Genomic DNA, 13,807 nt, shown 5'->3' with positions numbered 1-13,807 from the left:
CGCGGGCGGCCCGCCCCCGGTTTTTGTGCCCCCCCCCCCGCGCCCCCCCGGGGGGGGCCCGAGGCCTTGTTGCAGCAGATGCAGAGAGCCGCCACCCAACAGAATTTCGAACTCGCCATGGTCAAGGCCAGACAGGGTCGGCTCGAGCCGATCCGGATCAGCCATGCCATCATCGACGGCAAGGAAGTTGCCCACCTCAGTTATCTGGATGGCAAGGCGGTGGAATATCTGCAGCGCCAGGATGAGTTCACCTTCTTCGAGAACACCCACGAGCCATACACCCTCAAGGGGGGGCGCTTCCCCGGCATCTGGTCCACCCTGGTCAACATGCCGCTGGCGCGGGTGCTGGCCAGTTATGATCTGGTGGTGGCCGGCCGCAGCCGGGTGGCGGGTCGGGTCTCCCAGGTGATCCGCATGGTGCCCAAGGAGGCGGACAAGTACGGTTTCGTGCTCTGGCTCGATGAAGAGAGCCATTTGCTGCTCAGGACCGACATGATCGACAAGGAGGGCAATCTGGTGGAGCAGGTGCTTGGGGTGGATCTCGATCTGATGTCGGCGCCGTCCCCCTGGCTGGTCACCCTGGCCAACAGCAAGCTGCCCCATGCCCTGACGCTGGAAGATGCCTACCCCGCTCCCCAGCAGGTGCTCAACTGGCAGGTGACCTGGTTGCCGGAAGGCTTCAAGCTGCTCTCGCAAGACAAGCACCAGCTGGTGACCACCAGCACCCCGGTGGACTATATGATGCTCTCCGATGGCCTGGTGGATCTCTCCGTCTATGTGGCCAGGGTCGACCCAGAGCAGGCGGTGCGCCAGCAGTTGATCCGCCAGGGGGCCACCTCCCTGGTCAGCTTCGTCAACGATGTCGGGGTCGAAATCACCGTGGTGGGGGAGATCCCGGCCGACACCGCCAAGCGCATCGCCGAGTCGGTACGGCCGCTCTCTCGCAATGAGACGGTGCAGTAAGGACGCCCATGACGTATGGTGGGCGGGATCCCATGGCGCAGGAGTGACACCTTGGATGAAATGAGCGAAGAGCTGGCGACCGTGGTCGCCATCGACGATCGGCACGTCTGGGTCGAGTGTGAGCGGCGCTCCGCCTGCAGCGGCTGCCAGCAGCAATCCCATTGTGGCACCGGCACTGTGGCCAAGGCATTTCCCCAGCATCACCAGCGGATCCGGGTTGCCCGCACCATGACGCTGGCGGTGGGCCAGCAGGTGCGCCTTGGCATTCCCCGGCAGAGTCTGCTGCGGGGGGCTGCCTTGGTCTATGTGCTGCCGCTGTTCTGCCTGCTGGCGGGTGCCCTGTTCGGCCAGCTCTGGCTGGCTCCTCTGCTCGGTGCGGGGGAGGGGGTCACCATCCTCAGTTGTCTGGGGGGCGGCGCCCTGGGTTTCTTGCTGGTGCGTTTTTATTCGAACCGTCTCGATCGGGGGGCTTATGGCCCCCGTATTCTGGGAGCCGTGCTCACCACTCGCTCCCTTGTTTAACCATGTTGGCCCCCCTTGATTGACCCGCCGACTAAAGATTGGCCGTTTAGCGGGTTATCCAGTAAAATCCTGCCTCCATATCCGGCCCTAACCTAATTTGAGTGATCCCTGCTCGATGAAATACATTCGTAACTTTTCGATTATTGCGCACATTGACCACGGTAAATCGACCCTGTCGGACCGTCTGATCCAGACTTGTGGCGGCCTGTCCGACCGCGAGATGCAGGCTCAGGTGCTTGACTCCATGGATCTGGAGCGCGAGCGCGGCATTACCATCAAAGCGCAGAGTGTGACCCTGAACTACCAGGCCAAAGACGGTAACACCTACCAGCTGAACTTTATCGACACCCCGGGTCACGTGGACTTCTCCTATGAGGTATCCCGCTCGCTGGCTGCCTGTGAAGGGGCGCTGCTGGTGGTCGATGCCGGTCAGGGGGTTGAGGCACAGACTCTGGCCAACTGCTACACCGCCATGGAAATGGAGCTGGAAGTGGTGCCAGTGCTCAACAAGATCGACCTGCCTGCCGCCGAGCCCGAGCGGGTTGCCGAGGAGATCGAGGACATCGTCGGCATCGATGCCGTCGATGCGGTGCGTTGCTCCGCCAAGACCGGCCTGGGCGTTGACCTGGTGCTGGAAGAGATCGTCGCCAAGATCCCGGCCCCGGAAGGGGATCCCGATGCCCCGCTGCAGGCGCTGATCATCGACTCCTGGTTCGACTCCTACCTGGGGGTCGTCTCCCTGGTGCGGATCAAGAACGGTTCTCTCAAGAAGAACGACAAGATCAAGGTGATGAGTACCGGCCAGGTATGGGGAGTCGATCGCATCGGTATCTTCACCCCCAAACAGGTGGATACCCAGGGGCTGGGCTGTGGCGAGGTAGGTTGGGTGGTCTGCGGCATCAAGGACATCCACGGCGCCCCGGTGGGCGATACCCTGACCCAGGCCAAGCACGGCGCCGACAAGGCCCTGGCCGGTTTCAAGAAGGTGAAGCCCCAGGTCTATGCGGGTCTGTTCCCCATCTCCAGCGATGACTACGAGTCCTTCCGTGACGCCCTGGACAAGCTTTCCCTCAACGATGCCTCCCTGTTCTTCGAGCCGGAGAGTTCCACCGCCCTGGGCTTTGGCTTCCGTTGCGGCTTCCTCGGCATGCTGCACATGGAGATCATCCAGGAGCGTCTGGAGCGGGAATACGATCTGGATCTCATCACCACGGCCCCGACCGTCGTGTATGAAATCGAACTCAACGACGGTTCGACCATTCACATCGACAGCCCGGCCGCCATGCCGCCTGTGAACAACATCAAGGAGATGCGCGAGCCCATCGCCGAGTGCAACATCCTGCTGCCGCAGGAGTACATGGGCAACGTCATCACCCTGTGCATCGAGAAGCGTGGCGTGCAGACCAACATGGTCTACCACGGCAAGCAGGTGGCCCTGACCTACGAGATCCCCATGGCGGAAGTGGTGCTCGACTTCTTCGATCGCCTCAAGTCCACCAGTCGCGGTTACGCCTCGCTGGATTACGGCTTCAAGCACTTCCAGACCTCCGACATGGTGCGCCTCGACATCATGATCAACGGCGAGCGGGTCGATGCCCTGGCCATCATCACCCACAAGGAGAACGCCCAGTTCCGCGGTCGCCAGGTGGTGGAGAAGATGCGCGAGCTGATCCCGCGTCAGATGTTCGACATCGCCATTCAGGCTTCTATCGGCAACCAGATCATCGCCCGCAGCACGGTCAAGGCCCTGCGCAAGGACGTGACCGCCAAGTGCTACGGCGGCGACGTGAGCCGCAAGAAGAAGCTGTTGAACAAGCAGAAAGAAGGTAAGAAGCGGATGAAGTCCCTGGGCCGTGTCGACGTGCCGCAGGAGGCCTTCCTCGCCATTCTCCATGTAGGAAAGGATTGATCTGATGGCAAGCACGTTTTCCCTGATCCTGGTCATCGTCTGTCTGGTGACCGGCGTCATCTGGTGTGTCGACAAACTGGTGTGGTCCAAGCAGCGGGCCGCCAAGATCGCCGTGGCCCGTGCCCATGGCGGTGCTGGCCTAGACGAGAAGACCCTGGCCAAGGTGGCGCCGGTTCCGGTATGGATAGAGCAGACGGCGGGGATCTTCCCCGTCATCACCCTGGTGCTGATCCTGCGTTCCTTCCTGTTCGAGCCGTTCCAGATCCCGTCGGGTTCCATGATGCCCACCCTGCTGGTGGGGGACTTCATCCTGGTGGAGAAGTTTGCCTATGGCCTCAAGGATCCCGTGACCAACACCAGGTTCCTCGAGACGGGTGAACCGTCACGGGGCGACGTGGTGGTGTTCAAGTATCCGCTGGATACCCGGGTCGACTACATCAAACGGGTGGTCGGCATGCCGGGGGACAGAGTCATCTATCGCAACAAGCAGATCATGATCCGGCCCAAGTGCGAGGAACAGGAAGGGAAAACCTGCCCGGGCTTCCAGAAGCTCGACGTCACCTTCGACCAGCGAGGTGAATTCAGCCAGATGGGGATCCCCCTGGATCGCTTCACCGAGCAGTTGGGTGCGGTGAGCCACGATACCCTGCGCAATCCCATGATGCCGGACCTGGTGGATCGCTACTATCGCCAGCCCGGTACCTACCCGGACGAGTGGGTGGTGCCGGAGGGGCACTACTTCGTGATGGGCGACAACCGCGACAACAGCACCGACAGCCGTTTCTGGGGCTTCGTGCCCGAACAGAACCTGGTGGGCAAGGCGGTCGCCATCTGGATCAGTTTTGAATTTGAGCGCGACGAGAGCTCCTGGCTGCCTGGCTGGGTGCCGACCGGCGTGCGCTTCAACCGCATTGGCGGAATCGAGTGATGATGAATATCAAGATGAACAGACTGCAGTCCCGTCTCGGGCATGTCTTTTCGGACAAGGATATGTTGACCCGGGCCCTGACGCATCGCAGCGCCGGGTCCCGCCACAACGAGCGACTGGAGTTCCTCGGGGACTCCATCCTCAGCCTGGTGATTGCCGATGACCTCTTCCACCGCTTCCCGCAGGCGGCGGAAGGGGATCTCAGCCGGATGCGCGCCACCCTGGTGCGCGAGAAGACCCTGGCGGAACTGGGCCGCGAATTCGAGCTCGGGGATCATCTGATCCTGGGCCCGGGGGAGCTCAAGAGCGGCGGCTATCGCCGCGAGTCCATCCTGGCGGACACGGTCGAGGCGATGATCGGCGCCATCTATCTGGATACCGACCTTGAGACGGTGCGTGGATTGCTGCTCGGCTGGTACGCCAGCCGCCTGGAGGAGATCAAGCCGGGCATAGAGCAGAAGGATCCCAAGACCCGTCTGCAAGAAATATTGCAGGGAAGCCGCAAATCCCTGCCGACCTATACCGTGACCAAGGTCAAGGGTGAGGCACACAACCAGGAGTTCACCGTCCAGTGCGACGTCGAAGGCCTGGCTGAGCCCCTCATCGGGGTCGGCACCAGCCGCCGCAAGGCCGAACAGGCCGCGGCGCAGCAAGCATTGGAAAGACTGTCATGACTGCTATTGATGCAAGAGGCCGCGGTCTTTCAACACAACAGGCATTGGAAAAACTGTCATGACAGATACGACGTATTGCGGCTTTGTCGCCATCGTGGGCCGCCCCAACGTGGGCAAGTCCACCCTGCTCAACAAGCTGCTCGGCCAGAAGGTCAGCATCACCTCGAAGAAGCCCCAGACCACCCGTCACCGGATTTTGGGCATCGACACCGAGGAGAACCATCAGACCATCTATGTGGATACCCCGGGTCTGCACATCGAAGAGAAGCGGGCCATCAACCGCCTGATGAACCGCGCCGCCACCAGCTCCCTGGGTGACGTGGCCATGGTGGTGTTCGTGGTCGACGGCACCCACTGGACCAAGGATGACGAGATGGTGCTGGGCAAGCTGCGCCACCTCAAGTGCCCCGTGGTGCTGGCGGTCAACAAGATTGACAACGTCAAGGAGAAAGAAGATCTGCTGCCCCACCTGGAGTGGCTGGGCCAGCAGATGAACTTCGCCCACATCCTGCCCATCAGCGCCGAGAAGGGCACCAACGTCGCCAAGATCCGCGAATGGGCCAAGGATTTGCTGCCTGAGAATGTCCACTTCTTCCCGGAAGATTACGTGACCGACCGCTCCTCCCGCTTCATGGCCTCGGAGATCATTCGCGAGAAGCTGATGCGGTTCACCGGCGAGGAGCTGCCCTACTCGGTGACGGTGGAGATAGAGCGCTTCAAGGTGGAAGAGAGCGGCATCTATCACATCAATGCCCTGATCCTGGTGGAGCGGGATGGCCAGAAGAAGATGGTCATCGGCAACAAGGGGGAGCGGATCAAGACCATAGGCACAGAGGCGCGCCTGGACATGGAACGCCTGTTCCAGAACAAGGTGTTCCTCGAGCTCTGGGTCAAGGTCAAGGCGGGCTGGGCCGACGATGAGCGGGCCCTGCGCAGCCTGGGTTATGGTGACGACTGATTGCTGAGCCCAGCCTTCGTCATCCACAGTCGGCCCTATCGGGAGACCAGCCAACTGGTCGAGGTGTTTACCCAGGATAGTGGCCGATTCACCCTGGTGGCTCGCGGTTCCCGCGGGCCACGCTCCCCGCTCAAGGGGCTGCTGCAACCCTTCTCCCTGCTCACCCTCAGCTGGCGCGGCAAGGGGGATCTCAAGAATCTCGTCCAGGTCGAATGCCCGGATCATTCCTTGCGCCTCGGCGGCGATCTGCTGTTCTACGGCCTCTATCTGAACGAGCTGGTCTACTACCTGCTTGAGGCCAATACCCCCTTCCCCGAGGTGTTCGACGCCTATGCCCATGCGCTGATGGCACTCACCGACGGTGAAACCCCGGAGCTGCCCCTGCGCCGCTTCGAGTTTCTGCTGTTGCAGGCCCTGGGCTATGCGGTGGACTTCGAATATGCCGCCGACGACGACACCCCGATCCAGCCCGCCCTGCTCTATGGCTTCGAGCGGGAGCTCGGCTTCGTCGCTTGCGAGCGGGCGCCGGATCCCCGTACCCTGTTTCTCGGTGCCCACCTGCTGGCCTTCGCCGAGGGGCGGTTCGATACCCCTCCCTTGTTGCAGGCGGCCAAGCGTTTCAGCCGGCTGGCGCTGCAACCTTATCTGGGTAAACGCCAGTTGAAGAGCAGGGAGCTGTTTTTGAAGCGGAAAGGCTAACGCCGATTGGCGCTGCAACCTCTCATATTGCAGCAAGCGCCAGTTGAAGAGCAGGGCGCTGTTTTTGAAGCGGAAAGGCTAACGCCGATTGGCGCTGCAACTTCTCATATTGCAGCAAGCGTCAGTGGAAGAGCAGGGCGCTGTTTTTGACGCACCCCGCAATGAGACAGGCAGGCCCCTGGCGCCGAGTCGCCGGCCGCTAGACCTGCAACGGATTTCAACACGGACTTTCAAGGAGTTATCAATGAGCGAAATCTATCTGGGTGTGAACATCGATCACATCGCCACCCTGCGCAATGCCCGTGGCACCCAGTACCCGGATCCGGTACAGGCCGCCTTCGTGGCCGAGCAGGCCGGAGCCGATGGCATTACCGTCCACCTGCGGGAAGATCGCCGCCACATCACCGACCGCGACGTCGAGATCCTGCGCCAGACCACCCAGACCAGGATGAACCTGGAGATGGCGGTGACCGAGGAGATGATCGCCATCGCCTGTCGTATCAAGCCTCACTTCGTCTGCCTGGTGCCGGAGAAGCGCACCGAGGTGACCACAGAGGGGGGCCTGGACGTGGCCGGCCAGTTGGACAAGGTGAGCGATGCCGTGCGCCGCCTGAGCGAGGTGGGCGCCAAGGTGTCGCTCTTCATCGATGCCGACCCCATCCAGATCGATGCGGCAGTCGAGAGCGGTGCCCCCTTCATCGAGATCCACACCGGCCGCTATGCCGACGCCACCACGGATGCCGAGCGCAACGCCGAGTTCAAGCGGATCGCCGCCGGCGCCTCCTATGCCGCCGACAAGGGGCTCAAGGTCAATGCCGGCCACGGCCTGCACTACCACAACGTGCAGGCGATCGCCGCCATCCCCGAGATCTATGAGCTCAATATCGGTCACGCCATCATAGGTCGCGCCGCCTTCGACGGCCTGGCCAAGGCAGTCAGCGACATGCGCGCCCTGATGCAGGAAGCACGCAGCAACCTCTGATCCCGTGAGGGCGAGGAGGTCCAGCAAGAAGCGGCCCGCCGGGGGGCAGGCGGGGGGGGGGGGTTTTGGGGGTGGGGGGGGGGGGGGGGGGGGGGGGCGCGGCCCCCCCCCCCCCCGCCCCGGCGGGGCCCCCGCCCGCCCGCTTCTCTTTTGGGGTCTGGCAAGGGTGGGGGCTGATGGCGTTCAGGGCGTGAAACAGGGCTCAGGGCGCCGGAGAGTACTTTTCCAGCAGGGCGGTGAGGATGGCCTGACTCTCGAGGTCGGGCTCGCTGTCGACCCTCTCCTGACGAAAGTGGAGCTGGAAGGCGCGCAGGGCCTCCCGGCTCGGCGCATCCCATTGGCCAGTGGCGGGCAGATCATAGCCGTAGCGGGCGAGGGCCTGCTGCCAGCGGCCGGCATCCCAGCGGGCGGAGGGGGAGCGCGCCAGCTCGGCGCGCAGGGCGGCAACCCGGGACTCATCGGGCCAGGCGCCGACGCCGTATTCGAAGTGGAGCCGTCGCCAGGGGAAGCGGGGACCCGGATCCAGCTTGCGGGTCGGCGCCACGTCGCTGTGGGCCAGCACCTGGGTCGGTGCTATCCGGTAGCGGGCGGCGAGGTCTCGCACCAGCTCGCCCACGGCGGCGATCTGGGGCTCGGTGAACGGCTGCCAGTGACGGCGATCGATGGCCAGGTGCGTTTCCCTGGCATCGTAGCCCAGGTTGACTATCTCTATGCCCAGGGAGCTGGCATTGAGCCCGGCCTGGTGATGCCAGCGGCTGCGCCCCGCATGCCAGGCGCGCTGGCTGTCCGGCACCAGCTGATAGACGGGCAGGGGAGAGCGGGCCGGCTCACGGGGCACCAGATAGTGGGCGCTCACCTTGTGGCGGGCGCGGGTCAGCAGGCGCAGGGAGTTGGCGTCATCCTCGTCCGTGTAATGGAGGATGATGAAGGCGATGCGATCATCCTGGCTGGCACTGTGATGGCGGTGATCGAGGCGGTAACTGGCGGGCTGGCAGCCCTGGAGGGCGAGGCTGGCCAGCAGGAGCAGGGCCCAGCCAAGGGAGGGGCGCCGCGCCGCGCTCCCCTCTCGGCCGGGGGGCCGATGCAGGGGGAGGTGCGACGGCGCGGCCATGGCTCAGCCGCGCAGTTGTGCGGTCAGGCCGAGCAGGAAGTTGCGCAGGATCTGATCCCCGCAGTCCTGGTAGTGCTTGTGATCCTTGGCGCGAAACAGGGCGCTCAGCTCGGACTTGGAGAGCTTGAAGTCGGCGGCCTTGAGGGTGGCCAGCATATCCTCTTCCTTGAAGTTCAAGGCGATGCGCAGCTTTCTCAGGATGAGGTTGTTGTTGATCCGGTTGGGGATCTGCTGGGGCGGCGCGTCTTCTTTCACGCCGCGGCGCACGGCGATCATGCCGTCGAGAAACTGGCTGAGAGCCGAGTCCGGGCAGGCGGCAAAGCCCGCTTCCTGCACTTCTCCTTCTTCGGCTTCCTTCATCAGCCAGCTGTGCAGCTGGGCGTGGGTGACCGGCAGATTGCCTTTGGCAAACATCTCGACCATCTGGTCGTTGCTGATGTTGAGGGCGTAGCGCAGGCGACGCAGTATATCGTTGTTGGTCATGGTGACTCCTGTAAAAGCGGGCAACTGTATCACTTGGCGGGGGTGGCGTCAGAAAAAGCGCCGCCCGGCAGCCTCTTGGCTAAAGGTAGCGGGGCGCCTCGGCCCGCACCTGTTCGATGGCATCCTGCAACTCCAGCAGTTCGGGCTCGAGCTCGGCGACGGCGACGCCATCGCGCAGCTGCTGCTCCAGCTGGGAGAGCAGTCGCTGCAGGCCGGGCACCCCTGAGTAGGCGCAGCCACCGTTGAGGCGGTGCAGCTGATCCAGTACCTCCTGGGAGGGGGCCTCGCCCCGGATGGCGGCCTCGAGCAGGGGGTCCACCTCGTCGAAGCTGATGAGCAGCATGGTCAGCATCTCCTGGGCCAGCTCCGGCTTGCTGGCGGCCTGGCGCACCGCCAGGGTCCAGTCTATCTGCTGGGGACCGCTGCTCTGGTGGCGGCGATGGGCGAAGTCCTTGATGAGCTGGGCCAGCATGGCCTCGTCGATGGGCTTGGCCAGGTAGTCGTCCATGCCCTGGCGGATCAGCCGCTCCCGCTCGCCCGGGATGGCATGGGCGGTAACCGCGACTATGGGGGTCTCGGTATTGAGAGACTGGCTGCGAATGGCCTGGGTGGCGCTGATGCCATCCATGATGGGCATCTGTATGTCCATGAAGATAATGTCAAAGCCCTGATTCTGGGCCTGATGGACCGCCTCCTTGCCGTTCTTGCACACCACCACCTGGCTCACCATCTCCTTGAGCATGGCGGCGATGAGCTTGAGGTTGGCGGCATTGTCGTCCACCGCCAGCACCCGTATGTCTTCGATATGGCGCGGCTGGGGGGCGGGCAGCAGCTCGTTCTTGGTCGCCTCGGGGGAGAGCAGGGCGTGCAGCAGTTTGCGGTGATTGATGGGCTTGGAGAGACAATGCAGGGCCCCATGTTGGTGCATCTCCTCATAGAGGGCCGGCTCGTGACTGCTGAGCAGCACGATGCGGTTCTGCCGTCCCTTGAGGCCATCGAGCCGAGCCAGCACGGATTCGGGGCCGTGGCGCTGGCTGCTGCCGATCAGCACCATGTCCTGGTCGGCGATGGCGGGCCAGGGGGCATCGGGCTCGACTAGGCTGACATCCAGCCGCCACTCCTCCAGCAGGGCGCAGAGGGCGGCCCGGGTGAAGGGATCCGGCTCCAGCAGCCAGACCCGGCGGCCCCGGATGCGATCCAGCGGCAGCTGATCCGCCTGGGGCAGCAGGGAGACCTCGAGATCCAGGCTGAAGGTGAATACGGATCCCTGGCCGAGTTCGGACTCGAAGCGGATGAGGCCGCCCATCTGCTGTACCAGCTTCTGGGTGATGACCAGGCCGAGCCCTGTGCCGCCGTAGCGGCGGGAGATGGAGGAGTCCGCCTGGTTGAAGGCCTGGAACAGTTGGCGTTGCTGATCTGGCGAGATGCCGATGCCGGTGTCGCGGATCTGCACATTGAGGCGGCACTTGCCCTGGTGCAGGGGGCCGCTCTGGCTGATGTGGACGTCCACGTTGCCCTGTTCTGTGAACTTGATGGCGTTGCCGGCCAGGTTGGTGATCACCTGCTGCAGGCGCATGGGATCGCCGGTGAGGTGGTCCGGCACCTCGGCATCGACCCGCAATGAGAGCTCCAGCTGCTTGTCGTGGGCGCTCGGTCCCAGCAGGTGCATGGTCTCGTTGAGGGTGTCACGCAGGCTGAAGGGGATGTGCTCCAGCTGCAGCTTGCCCGCCTCCAGCTTGGAGAAGTCGAGGATGTCGTTGATGATGCTGAGCAGGTTGCGGGCCGACTTCTCTATGGTCTGCATGTAGTCGGTCTGGCTCGGGGTCAGCGCCGTCTTGAGCAGCTGACGGGTGAAACCGATGACGCCGTTGAGGGGGGTGCGCAGCTCGTGGGACATGTTGGCCAGAAATTCGGATTTGACTCTGGCCGCCTCCTGGGCCCGCTTCTTGGCCATGTCGAGCTCGACGTTCTGGATCTCTATCTGTTCGAGGGTCTCCCGCAGATCCGAGGTGGCCTGATCGATGTTCTGCTGCATCTCCTCGTGGTATTCGGAGAGCGCCTTGGCCATGGCGTTGATGCCGTTTTTCAGCATGTCCAGCTCGCCGGTGAGCTGGCCGCTGACCCGGGTATCGAGGCGCCCTTCCCTGATCTTGTGCACCGCCTTCACCATGTCGGTGATGGGCTGGGTCACGCTCTTGACCAGGCGAAAGCCGAACAGGGCGCTGACGGCGATGCCGATCAGCACCATGATCACCGCGAAGAAGGTGTCGCGGTACTGCAGTATCATGGCCCTGTCCATGGTCATCTGCATCGAGATGTAGCCGATGACGGGGGGATCGAGATCGCTGGGCAGGGGGAAGCCGTCCAGGCTGGTCTCGGCCTGGATCGGGGTGCGCAATATGATGTCGTCGCCATAGCGGCTGACGCTGGTCAGCTCTGGGATGGGGCGGCCATCCGGCAGCCGCAGCCGGGTGAAGTCGCGATGGTAGTTGGACGTCACGAACAACTGGTTGTCCTGGGTGAAGACGGCGATGGACTTGATGAGCGGCGAGTTCTTGCGGTGGGTCAGGCCGATCAGCCGCTTGAGCGACTCGCGGCTGTGCTGGGTCATGCCGTATTCGCTGGCGATCGCCAGGGGCTCTATGATGTTGATCCCCTGATCGATGAGGTTGTTTTCCAGCTGCTGATAACGGTGGAAGGTGAAATAACCGGCCATCAGGCCGCCGATGATCAGGGTCGGCAAAATGGTGAAGGCAAGCACCCGTGCCCGCAGGCCGTATTTGGTCATTGGAGAGCCCCCCCGATGAACAGGGTTGGCAAGGGGGCCAACGGACGGGCGCGTGCCTGCAGGTGGTATCGGGTCATGCGAAAGATCCCACGATGAACAGGGCTGGCAAGGGGGTCAACGAACGAGCGCGTGCCCGCAGGTGGTATCGGGTCATGGGAGAGCCCCCACGATGAACAGGGCTGGCAAGGGTGTCAACGAACGAGCGCGTGCCCGCAGGTGGTATCGGGTCATGGGAGAGCCCCCACGATGAACAGGGTTAGCAAGGGTGTCAACGGACGAGCGTGTGCCTGCAGGCTGCCTTGGGTCATGGGAGAGATCCCCCGGTGAGCAGGGTGGACAATAGGGTGAATGAGCGGGGGCGGGCTCTCAGGCCGTATTTGGTCATACTATTATTCTTGTGGGACAATAGCCTGCTGCAGATTCCACAATCATGACATAGCCACCTATAGGCACCAAGTTTTATGGCCCAGTTTTTCAAGCCCCAAAAGAAATCCACCCAGCCCCAACGCATTGAATTTACGGTAGACAGTCTGGACCATCACTGCGTCGGCATCGGCCGCCATCAGGGCAAGGCCATCTTCGTCGAAGGGGCGCTACCCGGCGAGCGGGTCAAGGCTCGCATCGTCGATGACAAGAAGCACTATGGCCACGGCGCCCTGCAGCAGGTGGTGCTGCCGGCCGACAACCGCATCTCTCCGTTCTGCGCCCATTACCGCGAATGTGGTGGCTGCAATGCCCAGCACATGTCCCAGGCCGATCAGCAAGCGGCCAAGCAGGCCGGACTGGTCAGCCTGTTCGAGCGCCTGGGCAACATCCAGGCGCCGGCCCTCGCACCCGTGCTGACCGGGGGATCCCGCGCCTATCGCCGGGTCTGCCGGCTGGCCATCAAGTTTGACAAGAACGGCCGCTGCACTCGGGTCGGCTTTCGCCGTCGCCAATCCAGCGACCTGGTGGAGATAGGGGCTTGCCCCGTGCTGGTCGATCCGCTCTCGGCCCTGATCACGCCGCTGCGCGAGTGTCTCAACCGCCTCAAGAGCCAGCGTGAGCTGGGTCATGTGGAGCTCATCCAGGCCGAGCAGGGGATCCTGATGCTGCTGCGCCATACCGGTCGCCCCAACGAGGCGGATCGCGCCCTGCTGGTGGCGTTTGCGCAGGCTCAGGGGATAGACCTCTATCTGCAGGCGGCCGATGAGCGTATCGAGCCCCTGAGCCAGCAGTTTGAGCCCGCTTACTCCTTGGATGGCCTGACTCTTGCATTTGCTCCCGCTGACTTCATCCAGATCAATGGCGGCATCAACCAGGCCATGGTGGCCCAGGCCATCGACTGGCTTGGGGTCGGCGTCGGGGACAAGGTGCTGGATCTGTTCTGCGGCATCGGCAACTTCACCCTGCCCCTGGCGCGCAAGGCCAGGGAGGTGGTCGGGGTGGAAGGGGATCTGGCCATGGTGGCCCGGGCCAGCCAGAACGCAAAGCGCAATGGCATCGACAATGCCCGCTTCTACAAGGCGGATTTGAGCGGCGACATCGCCGGCATGTCCTGGGCCCGGGAAGGGTTCGATCTGGTGCTGCTGGATCCCGCGCGCCCCGGTGCGCTGGAGGTGATGGACCATGTCGTGAAACTTTCCCCCAGGCGGGTGGTCTACGTCTCCTGCAATCCGGTCACCCTGGCCCGGGACAGCAAGGTGCTGGTGGAGGGGGGCTACAAGCTGACCCGTCTGGGCATGCTGGACATGTTCCCCCATACCGGTCATCTCGAATCCATGGCGTTGTTCGAGCTGGGGTGATTGCAG

Annotated in this window: 12 protein-coding genes; 9 read left to right on the top strand and 3 right to left on the bottom strand. The window is 63.3% G+C overall.

Annotated features, from left to right (window positions below; all coding sequences use genetic code 11):
* From ACW5W4_RS15100 to pdxJ, 8 genes are all read left to right on the top strand, one after another.
* Positions 1 to 963, top strand: a 963-nt coding sequence (locus tag ACW5W4_RS15100; protein WP_456689916.1) for a MucB/RseB C-terminal domain-containing protein, incomplete at its 5' end; no start/stop codon positions are given.
* 60 nt (positions 964 to 1,023) lie between these two features.
* Positions 1,024 to 1,485 carry a SoxR reducing system RseC family protein gene (locus ACW5W4_RS15095; protein ID WP_456689921.1) on the top strand — a complete coding sequence of 154 codons (462 nt, stop codon included), beginning with the start codon at positions 1,024 to 1,026 and terminating at the stop codon, positions 1,483 to 1,485.
* Between the two features lie 115 nt (positions 1,486 to 1,600).
* Positions 1,601 to 3,394 (top strand): translation elongation factor 4, encoded by a 1,794-nt coding sequence (lepA, locus tag ACW5W4_RS15090; RefSeq protein ID WP_041995320.1) that lies wholly within the window; start codon positions 1,601 to 1,603, stop codon positions 3,392 to 3,394.
* A gap of 4 nt (positions 3,395 to 3,398) precedes the next feature.
* Positions 3,399 to 4,322 carry a signal peptidase I gene (gene lepB, locus ACW5W4_RS15085; protein ID WP_456689915.1) on the top strand — a complete coding sequence of 308 codons (924 nt, stop codon included), beginning with the start codon at positions 3,399 to 3,401 and terminating at the stop codon, positions 4,320 to 4,322.
* 2 nt (positions 4,323 to 4,324) lie between these two features.
* The gene (gene rnc / locus ACW5W4_RS15080; protein WP_041995324.1) at positions 4,325 to 4,996 is read left to right on the top strand and encodes a ribonuclease III; all 672 of its coding nucleotides are present in this window, start codon (positions 4,325 to 4,327) and stop codon (positions 4,994 to 4,996) included.
* A gap of 58 nt (positions 4,997 to 5,054) precedes the next feature.
* A complete protein-coding gene (era, locus tag ACW5W4_RS15075) occupies positions 5,055 to 5,954 on the top strand; it encodes a GTPase Era (protein ID WP_456689914.1) in 900 nt (299 codons plus the stop codon).
* Positions 5,955 to 6,653, top strand: coding sequence for a DNA repair protein RecO (recO, locus tag ACW5W4_RS15070; RefSeq protein WP_456689913.1), 699 nt, complete (start codon positions 5,955 to 5,957; stop codon positions 6,651 to 6,653). It abuts the gene before it with no gap.
* A 244-nt stretch (positions 6,654 to 6,897) separates the two neighbouring features.
* Positions 6,898 to 7,635 (top strand): pyridoxine 5'-phosphate synthase, encoded by a 738-nt coding sequence (gene pdxJ, locus ACW5W4_RS15065; RefSeq protein ID WP_456689912.1) that lies wholly within the window; start codon positions 6,898 to 6,900, stop codon positions 7,633 to 7,635.
* A gap of 202 nt (positions 7,636 to 7,837) precedes the next feature.
* Here the strand turns inward: pdxJ and ACW5W4_RS15060 are convergent, their stop codons facing one another.
* The 3 genes from ACW5W4_RS15060 to barA form a co-directional block, all read right to left on the bottom strand.
* Positions 7,838 to 8,746: a peptidoglycan recognition protein family protein gene (locus ACW5W4_RS15060; protein ID WP_456689911.1), complete on the bottom strand. Its 909-nt coding sequence runs from the start codon at positions 8,744 to 8,746 to the stop codon at positions 7,838 to 7,840.
* 3 nt (positions 8,747 to 8,749) lie between these two features.
* Positions 8,750 to 9,229: a YehS family protein gene (locus ACW5W4_RS15055; RefSeq protein WP_408796696.1), complete on the bottom strand. Its 480-nt coding sequence runs from the start codon at positions 9,227 to 9,229 to the stop codon at positions 8,750 to 8,752.
* Positions 9,230 to 9,308: 79 nt separating this feature from the next.
* Positions 9,309 to 12,017 carry a two-component sensor histidine kinase BarA gene (barA, locus tag ACW5W4_RS15050; protein WP_456689910.1) on the bottom strand — a complete coding sequence of 903 codons (2,709 nt, stop codon included), beginning with the start codon at positions 12,015 to 12,017 and terminating at the stop codon, positions 9,309 to 9,311.
* Positions 12,018 to 12,478: 461 nt separating this feature from the next.
* On the opposite strand from barA, the gene rlmD reads away from it, so the two are divergent.
* Positions 12,479 to 13,801 (top strand): 23S rRNA (uracil(1939)-C(5))-methyltransferase RlmD, encoded by a 1,323-nt coding sequence (gene rlmD / locus ACW5W4_RS15045; RefSeq protein WP_456689909.1) that lies wholly within the window; start codon positions 12,479 to 12,481, stop codon positions 13,799 to 13,801.
* The last annotated feature ends 6 nt before the right edge of the window (positions 13,802 to 13,807 follow it).

Source organism: Aeromonas crassostreae, assembly GCF_054052445.1.
This window is presented reverse-complemented; position numbering and strand designations above follow the sequence as displayed.